Raw genomic sequence first — 17,293 nt, 5'->3', positions numbered from 1 at the left:
CCGAAGCATTCGCTGCGGCTTTGATGGCGGCCATGTTCGCAACCTTTATCCTTCAGGTCCTGGTCCGTTACAGCGCGAGGATGCCGTGGATTGCGGAAAACATGCCCTGGCTGCAACCGGATAATTTCGGCTGGACTCTCGAATTCTGCCTTGCCGTCTGGGTCTGGCTGGTTTTCTGGGGCAATGCCTTCGTGGTCAGGAACCATGACCACGTCACCTTTGATGTTCTCTATGTGGCCGTTTCGCCGGCTATGCGTCGCATCTTTGCCGTCATTACCGGGCTTGCCATTGCGATTGCCCTGTTCATTTCAATTTTCCCGACCTGGGACCGATTCATGATCCTGCGTCTGAAGCGTACGGCGACGCTCGCAGACCTGTTTGGCGACTGGATCCGCATGCGGGACATCTATGTGATTTACATCGTCTTCCTGCTGGCTGTCAGCATACGCTATCTCTCACGGGTCTGGCATGCCTTCCGCTACGGTGTGGAAGAACCCGAAACCTCCACCATGCCGCGGTCAAGGTCATGAGTTTCGAGTTTCTTCTCTGCCTCATCATTCTCATGGGACTTGCGGCCATGGGAACGCCAATTGCCTATGCAATCCTTGTCTCCTCCTTTGCCTATCTGGCAGCAACGGGACAAAGCATCGGCATCAGCGGCAAGATACTGATGGATGGGCTCTATCAGAGCTTCATCCTTCTCGCCGTGCCGCTCTTCATCGTTGCCGCAAACATCATGAATGCCGGGACTGTATCGGATCGGCTGCTGCAATTTTGCATCGCGCTTGTCGGACGATTTCGCGGCGGGCTTGGACATGTGAACATCCTCTCCTCGCTGGTTTTTTCCGGCATGTCCGGGTCTGCGATCGCCGATGCAGCCGGTATCGGCAAGCTGATCATCGAGATGATGGTGAAATCCGGTCACTATACACGCGGCTATGCCGCAGCGATCACAGCCGCATCCGCGACAATCGGGCCGATCATTCCACCCTCCATCCCCATGGTTCTCTATGCCCTGGTCTCGAATACGTCGATCGGCTTCCTCTTTCTCGGCGGGATTGTTCCGGGACTTCTGATGGGAGCCGTGCTTATGTTGATGAACGTGTGGATCTCGCACAGGCGGGGATTTGCCAAAGACGACCCCGTGCCGATCCGCGAATTTCCGCGCCTGACGCTGAACGCAGGGCCGGCACTTCTGATGCCGGCGATCCTTCTCTATGGCATCTATGGCGGCGTGACGACGCCAACCGAGGCCGCAGCCGTTGCAGCATTCTATGCGCTGATCCTTGCAAGCATCTTCTATCGGTCGCTCAGCCTTGCCCATTTCTACGATATTCTCGTGGCCAGCGCCCGATCCTCCGCAGCGGTCGGGCTGATCATCGGCGGTGCGCTGATCCTCAATTACATCGTAGCGTCTGAGAACATTCCCGATGTCGTGGCACAAGCCCTCGTCGGCATCGACATGCATCCGCTTGTGTTCCTGCTCTGCGTCAACCTGCTTCTGCTGATGCTCGGCTGCTTCCTAGACGCGTCCACCATCATTCTCGTCATCATACCCCTTTTCATTCCAGCCTGCCGTGAACTGGGGATCGACCTGGTTCATTTCGGCGTGGTAGCGATCGTCAATTGCATGATCGGCTTGATTACACCCCCTTATGGAATACTGCTTTTCGTCATCAATGCGGTGACGCGCATACCGCTCGCCGAGATCATTGGCGAAATCTGGCTGTTTCTCGGCGTCCTCGTGGTCGCCCTTCTCGCCCTGATCCTTTTTCCTGATCTGACCCTGATGCTGCCCCGCGCCTTCGGTTACGCCAATTGATCATGTCCATTACCTCCCCTGACAGGACCCACGTCATGCCCAGTTCCACGCATCAACCCACGCAGCATTCAATGCAGGGTGTCTTCCCGGTGATGATCACACCGTTTACGCCGGAAAACGGCATCGACTGGGACGGGTATGCCCGCCTCATCGAATGGTATATCGACCATGGATCACATGGGCTCTTTGCCGTCTGCCAGTCGTCCGAAATGGTTTACCTGTCCCTGAAGGAACGCTGCGATCTTGCCCGTTTTGCCGTCAAACAGGTTGCCGGTCGAATGCCGGTCGTTGCGTCCGGCCATATTGCGGAGGATCTTGCCGAGCAAAAGCGTGAGCTGAGCGCCATGGCGGGAACAGGCGTCGATGCCGTTGTTCTCGTCACGAACCGTCTTGCCGACATGCAAGAAGACGGACATGTGTTTCGCGCACGCATGGAGGGCCTCCTCTCCGCACTCCCTTCAGACCTGATGCTCGGGCTTTACGAATGCCCAGCACCCTACAGGCGGCTGTTGAGTGATGACGAGTTGCGCTGGTGTGCCGAGAGCGGTCGCTTTGCCTTTCTGAAAGACGTGAGCTGCAACCTGGATCATCTCAAGCGACGCTTGTCCCTGGTCAGGGGCACGCCCCTTGCCATCAACAATGCCAATGCCGCCATTGCCTGGCCTGCCATACAAGCGGGAGGGCACGGCTTCTCGGGTGTGATGAACAATTTTCATCCGGATCTTTATCGCTGGCTGATCGATCATGGTCGGGCGCATCCGGATCTGGCTGCAGACCTGGACAGGTTCCTCGTTCTGTCCGCCATGTCGGAGATGCTCGGCTATCCGAAGCTTGCAAAACACTACCACCGGCGCCTCGGAACATTTTCGGGCGTATCAAGCCGCAGTGTCGACTATGATATCGAAGCGCGCCATTTTGCGGTCGAGACCGTCCTGGATCACATCGTGGAGGGGATGCGCGTCTATCGTGAAAAGATCGGCGCTCTTGCGGGATCTGCCCGACCGCATTGAAGGCAAACGGGGAAGCGGCCGGAAATCGGAGAATCAAGTCCGTCTTCGTCAAAAGACCCGCCCAACAACAAGGATCAGAAATTTGACCAGATCGATCCGTCTCGGCCTGATCGGAGACAATATCACAAGATCACAGGCGCCACGGCTGCACCAGCTCGCCGGTCTGCAGAGTGGCTGCAGAGTCAGCTACGAACGCCTCGTGCCGGCCGAACTGGGCAAGGGGTTTGACCAGCTCTTCGCAGAGGTCGCAGCGTCCGGATATCGCGGCGTGAACATAACCTATCCCTACAAGGAGCGCGCTGCGGCAAAGGTCACCATACCGGATCCCCTGACCAGAGCGATGGGGGCGGTCAACACGGTTATCTTTGAAAAGGACGGGCTTTACGGCTTCAATACCGACCATTCCGGCTTCATCAGGGCCTATCGACAGGCGCGCGGAGAAATGGCGCCCGGTACTGTCTTGATCTTGGGTGCAGGCGGGGTGGGAAAGGCAATCGGTTTTGCGTTGGTCGCCCTGGGTGTTGCCCGGATGCGGATTGCAGATCTTGATATCGACAAGGCAAAGGCTCTGCGTGATGCCCTGAAGCTTGCCAGACCCGGCCTCAGCATCGAGGTTGCAACGGGAGGAGACGAGGTTTCATGGCCCGTCGACGGGGTCATCAATTGCACCCCCCGTGGCATGGACCGCCATCCGGGTTCACCCATCAGCAAAGACCTGCTGCGGGGCGCCGTCTGGGCATTTGATGCCGTCTATACGCCAATTGATACAGTCTTCCTGCAGGATGCCCGCATGCAGGGTGTTGAAACCATCACGGGCTATGAGCTCTTCATTGGCCAGGGCGTCGATGCATGGGAGATATTTGCGGGCTTGCCACTTGATGAAAAGCGTTTGCGGGCAGACCTCCTGAGGGGCGAATGAAGCCGGTAGCGGCGGCCTCACGCCCTGGCTTGCCAGCAACCTGACGGATGATGACAGAGCGAGGCTGGTTGCCCGGCTCTTGTTTCACCACCTGCCGGTCGATCCCTGGAAGCTTGCAGACAATGGGGAAACGGGATTTTCTGGACGGCAGTCGCAGTTTGGATTTGCCTGTTTCTGTTCTTCTCTAGACGGCAGGCTGCGTCACTTCATCATCGATCATTGCCCGTCTTGCGTTCATGGTCTGGCAATCTGTCTCCCATGTCAGCGAAGGCAAGGTTTCGCCCAGCGAAGCCGACGGTTTGCCTCTCGACCTTTGCACGATCCGACGATCACGATGTTGATCAGTGGTGAGACACCCGTGCGGTCTGCTCTCGGCGTCACGGGAAAGCTTGAGGTAGGTGCCTCCCCTTCGAGATCTTTCTCTTCCACGACCGGGTCGAAGCGAGCTGACACTGTGCGCGTGGCCTATCGAAGTCACCATCATGAATTCCAATGGGGTCGAGCCAACCGAGCCATGCGTGATTCATCGATAGATGCCCGGCACATAGTCCAGACCGGGATCAATGCTGCGAGGACGACCGTCAAGGCGCAACTCGCCAATTCGGGGCGCGCTGCGGGCGATGACCTTTCCTGCTTTGACCACCACGAGCCGTGTCGGCTTCAATCGCAATGCCTCAATCACATCCGCTGCCTGCAGGACGATCAGGTCCGCATTGCAGCCGACCTCAAGCCCGTATCCGTCAAGCCCCATGGTGCGGGCTGAATTCACGGTCAGCGCCTCGAAGACCTGCTTCTTGTCTTCAATTCCGCCCATCTGCGCAACATGGATGGCCATATGGCCAACCTCCAGCATGTCTGCCGACCCCATCGAATACCAGGGGTCCATGGTGCAGTCCTGGCCGAAGGAGACATTCAATCCCGCATTCATCAATTCGCGCACACGCGTCATCCCGCGACGCTTGGGATAGGTATCGTGGCGCCCCTGCAGCATGATGTTGATCAAGGGGTTGGGGATCACGTTGATCTGTGCCTCTGCCATCAGCGGAATGAGCTTCGAGACATAGTAATTGTCCATGGAATGCATGGAGGTCAGATGCGAACCGGCCACCCGTCCCTGCAAGCCGTGACGAATGGTTTCGGCCGCCAGCGTCTCGATATGGCGCGACATGGGATCATCCGTTTCGTCGCAATGGATATCGACCGGCAAGCCACGGTCGGCGGCAATGCGACAGAGCGCCTCGAGAGAGAGCCGTCCCTCGTCCATGGTCCGCTCGAAATGCGGAATGCCCCCGACGATATCGAGCCCCATGTCCAGGGCACGCGCCAGTGATCTCGCTCCGTCACGGGCCCTGAAATAGCCATCCTGCGGGAATGCGACGAGCTGCAGGGTGATATAGGGCGCAACCCGCTCGCGCACCTCGATGAGGGCCTCGGCCGTCACCAGCCGTGGATCGGACGTGTCGACATGACTGCGGATGAAGAGAAGCCCCTGGGAGACAGCGAGATCACAGTAGCGCAGCGCCCGGTCAACCAGGGCCTCTCTGGTCAGAAGCAGTCGAAGCTCGCCCCAGAGCGCAATACCCTCCAGCAATGTCCCCGATACATTCATTCGCGGCATGCCAAGCGACAGCGTCGCATCCATGTGGAAATGCGGATCACAGAATGGCGGGCTGACAAGCCGTCCCGTCGCGTCGATCTCCTCGAATGCCTCCGCGTCTATGTGCTTTTCGATCGCCTTGATGCGGCCCGCGCCAAGCCCGATATCGAAACCCTGCCGTCCATCCGGGAGATTGCCATTGCGAATGATCAGGTCGAACATTTTAGGGCCTCTTGTTTCTTCAGCGCTCGCCGCGTCGATAGGGTTGCATCAGGGCCTGGGGAACGCGGGCACGGCGCGCCATGAGCGCAAGCGCTGCGATCGACAGGACGTAAGGGATCATCAAAAACAGTTGATAGGGCACAGCACCGCCGAGGACCGTCTGAAGACGCAGCTGGAATGCATCGAAGAAGGCAAAGAGCAGGGCACCCATCAGGGCTCGCCCGGGACGCCAGGTGGCGAAAACGACAAGCGCGATGCAGATCCACCCCCTGCCCTGCACCATGGTTGGGAAGAAGCTGTTGAAGGCAGACAGCGTCAGGAAGGCTCCCGCCATGCCCATCAGCGCGCTGCCGGCAATAACCGCACCATAACGAACCACCATGGGATTGATCCCCTGCGCTTCGGCTGCATGCGGATTCTCCCCCGTCATGCGGATCGCAAGACCCAGCGGCGTGCGAAAGATCACATAGGCAAGACCAAGTGCGAGCAGGATTGCCAGATAGGTTGGCGGCGTCTGAACGAACAGCGCAGGGCCCACAAATGGCAGGTCACTGAGGCCCGGAATGGCGATCGGCTGAAACGGTTCTATCGTGGGGGGCGTTCCCGCAACAGGCACGAGGATGCGGAAGACGAAATAGGCAAAGCTTGAGGCAAAAAGTGTGACGCCAAGACCCGACACATGCTGGGAGAGACCGAGCGTGACGGTCAAAACAGAATGAAGAAGGCCGAAGACGGCACCCGACAGGGCGGCAATCAGGAAGCCGGTCCACAGATCCGCACCGTTATAGACCGAAAGCCAGCCGATCATCGCACCAAAGGTCATGATGCCTTCGATGCCAAGGTTCAGGACCCCTGCCCGTTCGCACAAGAGCGCCCCAAGCGTCCCCAGGATGAGCGGCGTTGCAATCCGGAGGACCGCAGCCCACAGACCCGCCGAGGCAAGGATGTCGAAGATTTCACTCATCGGCGAATCCTGTATTGCGTGAAGAAGACGGCAACCAGCATGGTGAGCAGCGAGAGCGCAACAAAGACATCGGCGATATAGCTTGGAATGCCCATGCTGCGGCTCATGCCGTCTGCGCCGACAAACATGGTGGCCGTGAAGAGACCGGCCAGAACCACCCCGATCGGATTGAGATTGGCCAGCATGGCAACAACGATACCCGAGTAACCATAGCCGGGCGACAGGTCGGTTGTGACATAGCCCTGGACGCCCATGACTTCGATCGATCCTGCAAGGCCGGCGAGACCACCCGACAGACAGGCAACGAAGACCAGGGTGCGGCCGAGCGGCACGCCGGCAAAGATGGCAGCCTGCGCATTGAGACCGGCGGCACGCGACTGCATGCCGAAGACGGTGCGGGACTGGACGAAATGCAGGACCAAAGCGAGAGCGATGGCGATTGCCAGCCCCAGATGAAGACGGGACCGTTCCAGAAGTTTGGGCAGCATTCCGTCGTCACTGACCGGCTGTGACTGAGGCCAGCCGAAGGCCATGGGGTCTTTCAGCACCGTATCGATCAGCATCGAGACGAAAAGAACGGCCACGAAGTTCAAAAGCAGCGTCGTCACCACTTCGTCGACCGCAAATCTGAGACGCAGCCAGAGCGGGATCAGCAGCAAGACCATGCCGGCCATGGCACCGACGGCGAGCAGCACCGGGATCTGAACCACAGCCGGCCAGTTTCCGACCAGTTGCGAACTGACCGCCGCCACCATGATGGCACCCAGATAGAACTGACCTTCCGCTCCGATATTCCAGAGCCTGGCGCGAAAGGCGACAGCGGCGGCAAGGCCCGTCAGGATGAGCGGCGTTGCGCGCGTGAGCGTCTCGGTCGCCGAGAGGCGGGAGCCGAATGCACCTGTAAGGATCCTCCAATAGGCTTCGAGAACCGGTGCACCCGCAATGGCAATCAGAATGCCGGCAATCGCAAGGGCTGCAGCAATCGCAATCAAGGGTGTTGCGACGACCAGAAGAACGGATCGGTGTTCGCGCCGCTCAAACCGCATGGATCACCTCACTCTCCCATTCGCCCGCCATCATCAGCCCGAGCTTGCGCGAAGAGGCTTCGTCCGCGTCAATGGAGGGCGAAAGCCTGCCGCCCACGATGGCCTGGATCCGGTCGGCGAGCGCCATGACCTCGTCAAGATCCTCCGAGATCAGGAGAACGGCGGTCCCTCCTCGCCTTGCTTCCAGAATGCGCTCATGCACTGCGGCCACGGCCCCTTCGTCGAGGCCCCGGGTGGGCTGAGCGGCCAGAAGGATGCGCGGTCGGTTGATCAGGTTTCGACCGAGTATGAGTTTTTGCATATTGCCGCCCGACAGCAGGCTGATGCGACTTGCGGGTGTTCCACCCCGGACATCGAATTGGTCGATGATGCGCCTGGAGAGCGCAATCCCGGCCCCTTTGTCGACGAGACCATGACGGGAAAACTCCGACAGGCGCTCCAGGATCGCATTCTCCCAGATCGCCATCTCGCCGATGACACCCTCCTTGTTGCGGTCCTCGGGTATTCGGCCAATCCCGGCCAGAACGGCGTCACCCACCGTCATCTGTTCCATGCGCTTGCCATAAAGCATGAGGTTCCCGGAGGAAGGGGCAAGCGTCCCCGACAAGACCCGGGCGAGGCTCGTCTGACCATTGCCGGCAACGCCGATGATACCGAGAACCTCGCCACCCCGCAGGCGAAAGTCGACGGCATTCAGCTTGTTGACGCCAGCTTCGCGAACCGTCAGTCCTGCGGCCTCCAGGACGAGGTCTCCGGGCTTCGATGCCTGTCTCACAGGCCGCTGGACAGCCCGACCGACCATCAGCTCGGCAAGTTCCGCCTTGCTGGTCTCTCTTGCCTTGCGCTCTGCAACCTTGCGGCCCCCGCGAAGCACGACAATTCTGTCAGCCGTTGCCATGACCTCGTCGAGCTTGTGGGAAATGAAAATCAGGGAAAGGCCCTGGGCTGCCATGTCCTTCAGCGTCCCAAACAACCTTTCCGCCTCGATCTGGGTCAAGACCGCCGTCGGTTCATCGAGAACCAGGATGCGCGCATCATTGTAAAGAGCCTTCAGGATCTCGACGCGTTGCTGCTCGCCCACAGAAAGGTCACCAAGGCGTGCATCGGGATCCACCTTGAGGCCGAAACGCTCTGCAATCGCCATCAGTCTGCTACGCGCTTGACTGCGTCTGGAGCGAAGCGACCACAGGCTTTCGGTCCCTGTCATGACATTGTCGAGAACGGTGAGGTTCGGTGCCAGCGAGAAATGCTGATGCACCATGCCGATCCCGGCCCTGATGGCAGCGCGTGGCTTGCCCGGGGGTAGTTCGCTCCCCTCAATCAGCACCTTGCCCTTATCTGGAACATAATGGCCAAACAGGATGTTCATCAGCGTCGTCTTGCCGGCGCCGTTTTCGCCCAGAAGAGCCACGATCTCGCCTTTGGCAAGGCTCAGCGAAATATCATCATTGGCGAGGTTCTGGCCGAACCGCTTGCTGACGCCGACTATCTCCAGAACCTGTCCGCTCATTTTTCCAATCCTGCAACGGGAAATCTGTGTTGCCAGCGCTGATCCTGCTCCAGGAGTGCTGCAAGATGCAACAGAAGGGGCTCATGCCCCATGGGGGCCATCAACTGGATGGGCAAGGGAAGACCATGTCGATCCTGGCCGAAAGGCAGAGTGATCGCAGGAAAGCCCGAGACATTGGCGAGCGCTGCCAACGGGGCAAACATCGCCATACGCTCAAAATGCCCTGCGACATCGTCATGATCGGTTGGAAAACTGCCAACCGGCCTGGGTGCGGATGACAGGATCGGTGAAATCAACACATCGATCTGCGCAAACAGCCGATAGGCATCACGACTGACAAGCGCCATGGCGTTGAGGCTCTGCCACAGCCTTTCAGCCGGCATGGCGAGCCCCCGCTCGATCACGGCCTGCGTCAACCGCTCGGTTTTCGACGAATCGAGATCAAAACGGCTGACTGCTTCGGCCAGATTGACCGAGACAAGATCGAGAAATATGCGCCGGCTGCTTGCAGCCATGGCATCCATCCTCAAGACATCGATGGGCACCAATTCATGTCCCATAGCTTCGACAAAGCCTGCGGCCTGTTCGACCACCTCGCTTCGTTCCGAATCCGTCGGATATTCATGCCCTGTCTCGGCAAGCACCCCGATCCTGAGAGTGCCAGGGCGCTGTCGTTTCGATGCGACAGGTGGGAAGGGTCCTCGGGCATCACCGCTGAGTTCAGAAAATGCTGTGGCCGTGTCACGGACAGAGCGCGAAATGACAAGCTCGGTTGCAATGCCTGCGAGATGATTGCCGTAATGCGGACCGGCAGGCATCATGCCGCGCCCGGGTTTCAGCCCGACAAGGCCACAACAGGCCGCCGGTACTCGTATGGATCCACCCGCATCCGTGGCATGCGCGATTGCAACAATGCCGGCAGCAACGGCAGCCGCTGCACCACCGGACGAGCCGCCGGCGGAGAGGTCCGGATCGAGGGGGTTGCGTGCAATGGGCCCGATCTCCGGCTCGCTCGCCAGCGACAGTCCGAATTCAGGCACCGTCGTCAGCCCGAACAGACAAAAACCGGCAGCCCGAAAACGTTCGGCAAGATCACAATCAACAAAGCCGCCGCGTCTTGGCATGAGACGCGATCCGGCAGAGACCGGCAATCCGGCAAAGGGGCCACCCAGATCCTTGGCAAGTGTGGGCACACCGCCAAATGTCATGGAGGATCGGGGTCTGGAATGAACAGGCAGCGCATCATGGGCTGTGGCCGACGCTCTCCCCTTTTGATCGTCCATATGGGCAATCGCGCCAAGCCCCGAAAATTGAAGGGCTTTGGAAAGAGACGCGTCCATCGCCTCGACGGCGCAGAGGCGACCGGAACGGATCGCCTCTGCCAGTTCGGTTGCGTCTGCGCGCATGGAATATCTTACGTGGGCTCTTCCATGATCCGCGGAACCTCGAAGGTCCCGGCCTTGATCTCGGCGCGCTTGGCTTCCATTGCGGCTTCGGCATCTGCCGGGGCCACGCCCTTGACAAAGACGATATCGCTGCCGCCTTCCTTCATCAGGCCATAGGCAGTGTAATCACGACCGGTCGGTTTGCCGGCCACAGCATCGGCGATAGCCGCGTTCAGGATCGGCCGGAAGTTCCATAGCGCGTTGGCAAAGACCGTATCCGGATAGCGCGGCGTGTAGTCGATCAGCGAGCCAACCGACTTGATGCCCCGTTCCTTGGCCGCATCGGCCGTCCCGATACGCTCGCCAAACAGAATGTCCGCACCTGCATCGATCTGGGCGAGGCCCGCCTCGCGGGCCTTTGGCGGATCAAAGAATGTGCCGATGAAAGTCACCAGATGCTTGGCATCCGGATTGACTGCCTTCACACCGGCAGCAAAGGCATTGATCAGCATGTTGACTTCCGGGATGGGCATGGCGCCGACCGATCCGACAACATTCGTCTTGGTCATCTTGCCTGCCAGCATGCCGGCGAGATAGGCGCCATCGAAATTCCAGGTGCCGAAGACACCGAAATTGTCACCGGCTTCCGTACCACTCGAACCCATGACAAAGGCTGTTTCGGGATAGTCGGCGGCAACTTCGCGGGCCTGTCTTTCGACGGGGAAGGTTTCCCCAATGATCAACCTGGCACCCTGCTCGGCATATTCTCGCATGGCGCGCGGATAATCGGTTCCCGATACGCCTTCGGAAAAGACATATTCAATTGCACCTTCGGCTGCTGCTTCTTGCAGAGCCTTGTGAAGGACGGAGTTCCAGGCATTTTCCACAGGCGAACCGTGGATACCTGCCACCTTGATCGGGGCCGAAGCCCGCACCGACGGGATGAAGGCAGTCGCACTCAATGCAAGACCGGACGCAAGCACGCCGCGCCGGGACATAAGTAGTTTCTTGGCCATTGTTCTGTTCCCCAGTTTTTACCAATTGGTATAAATTGATAAGGAGAGCCTAAATTGAAGTCAACAAGCATTTCTGCCGCAAAAATGGGCTAAGCCCTTCGCAGCCGTTTGCCGTGCCTCCTTTCGCAAGGGGCGAGCTCTTCTGGTGAACAGCGGCGGATTTGCCGAAATGATGCAACTGCAGACAGACCGGCTTGTGTTCTGGTGAATTCATGTTTGTGGCTTCAAACTGTTGCAAAGGCCTGATTGCAGTGTATGGGGTAAAGTCACCTGATGGTACAAAAGCGAGCCTTGATATACTGGGCGTTCAAATGTTGACCCGATGATCCAGACAGACGATTTCATAGTGAAGCTCTTGCATATGCCTCGGCTGGGCAAGCGCCTCCTTGCGCTGACCGTCGACGCTGCCCTCTGCGCTTTGACCGTATGGCTCGCCTTCTGCCTCAGACTGGACAGCTGGGTGGTCCTGTCGGGCGTGCAATGGATGACCATTCCCGCCTCCATCGCCATCGCCATCCCCATCTTCGTGCGCTTCGGTCTCTATAGAGCCATCTTCCGCTTCATTGGCTGGTCGGCCTTCTTTGCCATCGTCAAGGCCGTATCGCTTTACGGTTTGATCTACCTGACCATATTCACAACGATCAGCATTCCAACCATCCCCAGAACCGTTGGCATTTTGCAGCCTTTGCTCCTGCTGATTGCCGTTGGCATGTCCCGGCTTGTGGTCCGCTATTTTCTGGGTGAATCCTACCGACGCATCCTGAGTGGCACAGGCCAATCGAATGTCCTGATCTATGGTGCGGGGTCAGTCGGTCGCCAGTTGACAAGCGCCCTGGAAAACTCCGGCGAGCAGAAGGTCGTTGGTTTTCTTGACGATGACAAAAATCTGCACGGATCCCTGATCAACGGGATCCGTGTACACGATCCGGCTGAATTGAGCGCTTTGGTTGCAGGGAATAATGTAAAGACCGTACTTCTCGCACTTCCAAAATTGAAGGCCTCCAGGCGTAAGGAGATCATTGAAAACCTCAGGGGTGAACGTGTTGCCGTGCGCCTCGCTCCCAATGTCAGTGAAATCGCCAAGGGGATGGTGGATGCCTCGACCTTCCAGGACCTTGACGTGAATGACCTGCTCGGTCGAGAGCCCGTTGCCCCCGATGAAACACTGCTGACGCGCCATACGCGCGGCAAAGTGGTCCTGGTGACCGGAGCCGGCGGATCCATCGGCAGCGAGCTGTGTCGACAGATCATGGCCGTGGAGCCCCAAAAGCTTCTGCTGATCGAGCAAAGCGAGTTTGCGCTCTATAGCATACATGCCGAGCTGACCCGGCAGTTCCCGCAGGCCATGACCTGCGTTGTTCCGATGCTGGCCTCGGTGCGCGATGAGAAACGCATCCGTGATATCCTGGCGAGCTGGAAAGTGGACACGATCTATCATGCGGCAGCCTACAAGCATGTGCCGCTTGTCGAGCACAATCCGGTAGAGGGTATTCGCAACAATGTCTTCGGCACGCTGGTCATCGCGAGGGCTGCGATCAGGGCCGGCGTGAAGAATTTCGTTCTCGTCAGCACCGACAAGGCGGTACGCCCGACAAACATCATGGGCGCCAGCAAGAGACTGGCCGAAATGACCCTTCAGGCGCTGTCGGAAACGGGGCCCGGGACAAGGCTTTCCATGGTCCGGTTCGGCAATGTGTTGGGATCCTCCGGTTCTGTCGTTCCCTTGTTTCGCGAGCAGATCCGCAACGGTGGCCCAATTACGCTGACCCATCCGGAGATCACACGCTTCTTCATGACGATCCCCGAAGCCTCCCAGCTCGTGATCCAGGCAGGAGCCATGGCTGAAGGCGGCGATGTCTTCGTCCTCGACATGGGAGAACCCGTCAGGATCATGGATCTGGCACGACGCATGGTCGAGCTTTCGGGATTGACCGTGAAAGACGACAGCAATCCCGATGGCAATATCGAGTTTGTGACAACAGGTCTTCGACCCGCCGAAAAACTCTATGAAGAACTGCTGATTGGCGACAACCCGACGCCAAGCCCGCATCCGCTGATCATGCGCGCGCGCGAAGACTTCCTGCCTTGGTCAAGACTGGAAACCAGCCTGAAAGATCTTGAACGCTGCATGGACAAGGGCGATGTGCGTGGAACGAAAGCCCTGCTCGCATCTTTGGTTTCCGGCTATACACCGACAGCTGACATTGTCGACTTCGTCTCGATCAGGCGCACGGAACTTGAAGCTGATGTCGAACAGGCCAGACTGGCCGACGAGACATTGAAGCATGTCTGATCCGATGAAAACAGCATCCCCGCAGAGGGCCGATACGGCTTTGCGGCCCGGAAACCTTCTTGCAAACCGGACGTCATGACATGCTGAAGAGATCATTCGATATTCTGGTCTCGCTGACGGGCTTGATTGTCGCAAGCCCAATCATGCTGCTTATTGCCTGGCACATTCGCCGCACCTCTCCGGGACCGGCAATATTCAGGCAGTTGCGGGTCGGCAAGAATGAAGTACCATTCTATTGCTACAAGTTTCGCACAATGGCTTTCGGCACTCCCGATGTTGGATCCCATGATGCGTCGACCAGCTGGATCACACCGACCGGCCAATGGCTTCGGGCCTACAAGCTGGATGAATTGCCGCAGCTCTTCAATGTTCTGCGCGGCGACATGAGCCTGGTCGGTCCGCGTCCATGCCTTCCGAGCCAGAAGGATGTCGTGGGCGCCAGAAGACAGCGCAATGTGTTTGCCGTGCGTCCAGGCATTACCGGACCGGCACAGATTGCAGGGATCGACATGTCGATGCCGGATGCCCTTGCCCGAGCAGATCGAGACTATATCGACAAACTCTCCCTGATCAGCGATTTTCGATTGCTGGTGATGACCGTACTGGGCAAGGGGCGAGGAGATGCTGCCACGAGGCAGCAATAGTCTTATCCCGAGCAGGGATGTGTGACGAGTACAACGCCAATAAGTTGCAATGCTGCGCCGTATGGCGGTCCTGCTCCTGTCAGCATTATCCCTTTACAAAGGGCCAGGTCGCCAGAAAGCGCTGCCCATTTTCGCTCGTCAAAATGGAACAGCGAACCTGAAAAACATCTTCGACCAGACCAGGCTCCAGCACAGCGGACGCCTCTCCAAAGGCGCGAACCTGTCCGCCGTTGAACAGCGCCACATCATCGGCGTAACGCAAGGCGAGGTTCAGGTCGTGCAGGACAATCACAAAACCCCTTTGCTCCTCACGGTTCAGTTTTTTGATCAGTTCCAGCACCTCAAGCGCATGCGCTATATCAAGGTGATTGGTTGGCTCGTCGAGAAAGATGCGGGGTGCATCCTGGGCAAGCGTCATGGCAATCCAGGCCCTCTGCCGCTGGCCACCGGAAAGATGACCAAGTGGCCGATCGACAAGCTCCGACAGGCCTGTGACCGCAAGTGCCCTCTCGCAAGCATGGCGGTCCCTGTCTGAAGGTCCTGCAAAGCGGGACCGGTGGGCAAAGCGGCCGAGCATAGCCAGGTCCCCGACTGTCAATTCGGAAGGGGCTTCCGGCGATTGGGATAACATCGCGATCTCGCGTGCCAGAGCCTTGGGCGACCAGTTTCCGACGGCCAGATCGAGGACCTCGGCAAGACCGGCAAGAGGCGGATGCAGCCCGCGCAAGACCTTCAGCGCCGTTGACTTCCCACTGCCATTGGGCCCGCAAAATCCGACAATCCGGCCTTCGGGCAGGACCAGATCAACGGCATCAAGCGCCAGGACACCATCATACTGTGCTGAAACCCCGGTCAGGCTGGCCATGACATCAACCATTGGACCTTTGTCCTTTCAAGAGCAGATAAAGAAAGAGAGGTGCCCCGGCAAAGGCGGTGAGCGCGCCTGCCGGCAATTCATAAGGTGGCAGGACAAGGCGACCGAGCGTATCGGCCGACAGGAGAAGCAATGCACCGATCAGGGCCACTGAGATCAGATAGGACGCGCTACCGGGTCGCGTCAGAGGACGGGCTGCATGCGGCGCAATCAATCCGATAAAGCCGACCGCTCCCACTTGTGAGACGGCAAGTGCCGTCAAGCCGACGGAAAAAGCCAGAAACGTCAGCCTCACCGGATCGACAGACAGACCTGTCGCGAATGCCGTGTCGTCATCCAGCTGCATTTGCTGGAATGACGAAGCAGCCGCCACAAACAAAGGGAAAGCGATCAGAAGCCCGATAGCGAGTATGAAGACATCCGACCAATGGGCTGCCGCGACAGAGCCGGTCAGCCAGGTCAGGGCCTGGTTTGTCCTGTAGATGGGGCCGAGGATCATCAGCAGTGTGACCAGGGCCTTTGCAAGTGCTGCAAGCGCAATCCCATGCAGAATGATTGTCAGGCTTCCAAGCCTTGACCCCGTTGCCGCATGACGCGACAGGGTAAAAACCAGAACGGCAAAACCCGTTGCCCCAATAACGGCGGCCAAAGGCTGCCAGTGGATCGATACGGTCAGGTTGTTGGCAGTATCAGAAAAGAGCCAAAGGAAACCAACGACGCCGACAGCTGCGCCATCGGTCACGCCCAGAATGGAGGGGGATGCCATGGGATTGCGCAAGGCGCGTTGCAACAGGGCCCCCGCAAGCGCGAGCGCCACACCGGCAAGCAGCGCCAGCAGAATGCGCGGCAAGCGCAAGGTCCAGACAATGGTCATATCCATGGGTTGACCAAGACCAAGCAGGGCAAGGACAACACGCTCCGGCGCCATATGGCTTGAGCCGAGACCGGTCGCGGTGATGATCAGAGCCAGAAGGCATGCCAGCAGGATTGAAAGCACTTTCATCTGCGCCCCTCACTCGTCTTGCGCAAAAGAAAGATCAGCATGGGCGCTCCGACAAAGGCCAGAACGACACCGATTGGTGCTTCACCGGGTGCAGCGATGAACCGTGCCAGAATGTCAGCGAGGAGAGCGATGACACTGCCCGTCAATAGGGTGAAGACAATCAGCTGGACCATCGAGACGCGAGCCGTAGCAAGGCTTCTGGCCAGATGGGGCGCGACAAGGCCAAGAAACACGACAGGACCAGCCATGGCAACAGCACTGGCAGCAAGCGACGCCGCAAGGGCGAGACAAGCAAGCTTCGCCTTGACCACCGGCAGGCCGATCGATGCAGCACTGGCATCATCCAGCTTCAGCGCTTCGAGCGTCGACGAAAGCGACAGGGTGACAACCAGTCCGATAAGAAGGCTCGGTCCGCCAATCCAGGCCAGCGACAGATGACGGTCTGCAAAGCCACCCGAGAGCCAGAAGAGCAATGTCTCAAGCGCTGTCTCATTGATCAGCAGCAGAACCTGGGTGAACGAAGACAGCATGGCGGCGATCGTGACGCCGGCAAGCAGCATGATCACCGGACGACCATTGCCCTGTCTGTTGGCGATGGCAAAGACGAGGAACGCAGGCGCGAGCGCCCCTGCAAGCGCCAGCGCCGCAATGCCTGCCATATTCACCACACCGGCAAAACTGGCACCGATGACGACAGCAAGTGCCGCCCCGGCATTGATCCCGAGGAGGCCCGGCTCGGCAAGCGCATTGCGGGACACGGTCTGCATCAGAAAGCCTGCAAGTGCCAAAGCACCGCCTGCAAGCGCGGCAATTACGCTGCGCGGTAGGCGCAGGCTTTGAACAATCACCGCATCGGCTCCCGTACCGCCGGACAGACCCTGCCAGACCACCAAGGGTCCATAGGTTCTCAGACCCAGATGCAGGCTTGCCACGAGAGCGACAACCAGCAGAACGGCAGCAATCGTGATGCGCAGTCTCATCAACTCTC

Annotated in this window: 15 protein-coding genes; 6 read left to right on the top strand and 9 right to left on the bottom strand. The window is 58.8% G+C overall.

Annotated elements, in window-relative coordinates; all coding sequences use genetic code 11:
• The first annotated feature begins 32 nt into the window (after nt 1-32).
• The 4 genes from FE840_RS19160 (at nt 33) to FE840_RS19145 (ending at nt 3,751) form a co-directional block, all read left to right on the top strand.
• Nucleotides 33-530, top strand: a complete 498-nt coding sequence (locus FE840_RS19160; RefSeq protein WP_246318945.1) for a TRAP transporter small permease — start codon at nt 33-35, stop codon at nt 528-530.
• Nucleotides 527-1,822 (top strand): TRAP transporter large permease, encoded by a 1,296-nt coding sequence (locus FE840_RS19155; protein ID WP_138289240.1) that lies wholly within the window; start codon nt 527-529, stop codon nt 1,820-1,822. Before FE840_RS19160 ends, FE840_RS19155 begins: the two co-directional genes overlap by 4 nt.
• Before the next feature lie 35 nt (nt 1,823-1,857).
• Nucleotides 1,858-2,832, top strand: a complete 975-nt coding sequence (locus FE840_RS19150) for a dihydrodipicolinate synthase family protein (protein WP_138289239.1) — start codon at nt 1,858-1,860, stop codon at nt 2,830-2,832.
• 82 nt (nt 2,833-2,914) lie between these two features.
• Complete coding sequence (locus FE840_RS19145; RefSeq protein ID WP_246318944.1) at nt 2,915-3,751, top strand: shikimate dehydrogenase family protein; 837 nt, start codon at nt 2,915-2,917, stop codon at nt 3,749-3,751.
• Between the two features lie 523 nt (nt 3,752-4,274).
• Here the strand turns inward: FE840_RS19145 and FE840_RS19140 are convergent.
• The 6 genes from FE840_RS19140 to FE840_RS19115 are packed head-to-tail and all read right to left on the bottom strand — an operon-like array spanning nt 4,275 to nt 11,491.
• Nucleotides 4,275-5,570 (bottom strand): amidohydrolase family protein, encoded by a 1,296-nt coding sequence (locus FE840_RS19140; protein WP_138289237.1) that lies wholly within the window; start codon nt 5,568-5,570, stop codon nt 4,275-4,277.
• Nucleotides 5,571-5,589: 19 nt separating this feature from the next.
• Nucleotides 5,590-6,534, bottom strand: coding sequence for an ABC transporter permease (locus FE840_RS19135; RefSeq protein ID WP_138289236.1), 945 nt, complete (start codon nt 6,532-6,534; stop codon nt 5,590-5,592).
• The gene (locus FE840_RS19130) at nt 6,531-7,580 is read right to left on the bottom strand and encodes an ABC transporter permease (protein ID WP_138289235.1); all 1,050 of its coding nucleotides are present in this window, start codon (nt 7,578-7,580) and stop codon (nt 6,531-6,533) included. Before FE840_RS19130 ends, FE840_RS19135 begins: the two co-directional genes overlap by 4 nt.
• Nucleotides 7,570-9,090 carry an ABC transporter ATP-binding protein gene (locus FE840_RS19125; RefSeq protein ID WP_138289234.1) on the bottom strand — a complete coding sequence of 507 codons (1,521 nt, stop codon included), beginning with the start codon at nt 9,088-9,090 and terminating at the stop codon, nt 7,570-7,572. Before FE840_RS19125 ends, FE840_RS19130 begins: the two co-directional genes overlap by 11 nt.
• On the bottom strand, nt 9,087-10,496 hold the full coding sequence (locus FE840_RS19120) for an amidase (RefSeq protein ID WP_138289233.1): 1,410 nt from the start codon (nt 10,494-10,496) through the stop codon (nt 9,087-9,089). Before FE840_RS19120 ends, FE840_RS19125 begins: the two co-directional genes overlap by 4 nt.
• An 8-nt stretch (nt 10,497-10,504) precedes the next feature.
• Nucleotides 10,505-11,491 carry a BMP family protein gene (locus FE840_RS19115; protein WP_138289232.1) on the bottom strand — a complete coding sequence of 329 codons (987 nt, stop codon included), beginning with the start codon at nt 11,489-11,491 and terminating at the stop codon, nt 10,505-10,507.
• Nucleotides 11,492-11,813: 322 nt separating this feature from the next.
• On the opposite strand from FE840_RS19115, the gene FE840_RS19110 reads away from it, so the two are divergent.
• Both FE840_RS19110 and FE840_RS19105 read left to right on the top strand, forming a co-directional pair.
• Nucleotides 11,814-13,784: a nucleoside-diphosphate sugar epimerase/dehydratase gene (locus FE840_RS19110; protein WP_138289231.1), complete on the top strand. Its 1,971-nt coding sequence runs from the start codon at nt 11,814-11,816 to the stop codon at nt 13,782-13,784.
• 80 nt (nt 13,785-13,864) lie between these two features.
• On the top strand, nt 13,865-14,428 hold the full coding sequence (locus FE840_RS19105; protein WP_138289230.1) for a sugar transferase: 564 nt from the start codon (nt 13,865-13,867) through the stop codon (nt 14,426-14,428).
• Between the two features lie 85 nt (nt 14,429-14,513).
• Here the strand turns inward: FE840_RS19105 and FE840_RS19100 are convergent, their stop codons facing one another.
• The 3 genes from FE840_RS19100 to FE840_RS19090 are packed head-to-tail and all read right to left on the bottom strand — an operon-like array spanning nt 14,514 to nt 17,285.
• The gene (locus tag FE840_RS19100; RefSeq protein ID WP_138289229.1) at nt 14,514-15,305 is read right to left on the bottom strand and encodes an ABC transporter ATP-binding protein; all 792 of its coding nucleotides are present in this window, start codon (nt 15,303-15,305) and stop codon (nt 14,514-14,516) included.
• Nucleotides 15,298-16,305 (bottom strand): FecCD family ABC transporter permease, encoded by a 1,008-nt coding sequence (locus FE840_RS19095; protein ID WP_138289228.1) that lies wholly within the window; start codon nt 16,303-16,305, stop codon nt 15,298-15,300. Before FE840_RS19095 ends, FE840_RS19100 begins: the two co-directional genes overlap by 8 nt.
• Nucleotides 16,302-17,285 carry a FecCD family ABC transporter permease gene (locus tag FE840_RS19090; RefSeq protein WP_138289227.1) on the bottom strand — a complete coding sequence of 328 codons (984 nt, stop codon included), beginning with the start codon at nt 17,283-17,285 and terminating at the stop codon, nt 16,302-16,304. The genes FE840_RS19095 and FE840_RS19090 overlap by 4 nt, the downstream gene beginning before the upstream one ends.
• Nucleotides 17,286-17,293 lie beyond the last annotated feature (8 nt).

The sequence above is a fragment of the Peteryoungia desertarenae genome (assembly GCF_005860795.2).
Classification (GTDB): Bacteria; Pseudomonadota; Alphaproteobacteria; order Rhizobiales; family Rhizobiaceae; genus Allorhizobium; species Allorhizobium desertarenae.
The sequence above is the reverse complement of the archived record's forward strand: the minus strand, read 5'-3'. Positions and strand labels throughout refer to the sequence as shown.

What these genes read in the sequence shown, in the direction of transcription:
- FE840_RS19105 (WP_138289230.1), top strand. Translation starts at nt 13,865, where the DNA reads ATGCTGAAGAGATCATTCGATATTCTGGTCTCGCTGACGGGCTTGATT.
- FE840_RS19120 (WP_138289233.1), bottom strand. Translation starts at nt 10,496, where the DNA reads ATGCGCGCAGACGCAACCGAACTGGCAGAGGCGATCCGTTCCGGTCGC.
- FE840_RS19130 (WP_138289235.1), bottom strand. Translation starts at nt 7,580, where the DNA reads ATGCGGTTTGAGCGGCGCGAACACCGATCCGTTCTTCTGGTCGTCGCA.
- FE840_RS19125 (WP_138289234.1), bottom strand. Translation starts at nt 9,090, where the DNA reads ATGAGCGGACAGGTTCTGGAGATAGTCGGCGTCAGCAAGCGGTTCGGC.
- FE840_RS19090 (WP_138289227.1), bottom strand. Translation starts at nt 17,285, where the DNA reads ATGAGACTGCGCATCACGATTGCTGCCGTTCTGCTGGTTGTCGCTCTC.
- FE840_RS19135 (WP_138289236.1), bottom strand. Translation starts at nt 6,534, where the DNA reads ATGAGTGAAATCTTCGACATCCTTGCCTCGGCGGGTCTGTGGGCTGCG.
- FE840_RS19140 (WP_138289237.1), bottom strand. Translation starts at nt 5,570, where the DNA reads ATGTTCGACCTGATCATTCGCAATGGCAATCTCCCGGATGGACGGCAG.
- FE840_RS19095 (WP_138289228.1), bottom strand. Translation starts at nt 16,305, where the DNA reads ATGAAAGTGCTTTCAATCCTGCTGGCATGCCTTCTGGCTCTGATCATC.
- FE840_RS19110 (WP_138289231.1), top strand. Translation starts at nt 11,814, where the DNA reads ATGATCCAGACAGACGATTTCATAGTGAAGCTCTTGCATATGCCTCGG.
- FE840_RS19155 (WP_138289240.1), top strand. Translation starts at nt 527, where the DNA reads ATGAGTTTCGAGTTTCTTCTCTGCCTCATCATTCTCATGGGACTTGCG.
- FE840_RS19160 (WP_246318945.1), top strand. Translation starts at nt 33, where the DNA reads ATGTTCGCAACCTTTATCCTTCAGGTCCTGGTCCGTTACAGCGCGAGG.
- FE840_RS19150 (WP_138289239.1), top strand. Translation starts at nt 1,858, where the DNA reads ATGCCCAGTTCCACGCATCAACCCACGCAGCATTCAATGCAGGGTGTC.
- FE840_RS19100 (WP_138289229.1), bottom strand. Translation starts at nt 15,305, where the DNA reads ATGGTTGATGTCATGGCCAGCCTGACCGGGGTTTCAGCACAGTATGAT.
- FE840_RS19115 (WP_138289232.1), bottom strand. Translation starts at nt 11,491, where the DNA reads ATGGCCAAGAAACTACTTATGTCCCGGCGCGGCGTGCTTGCGTCCGGT.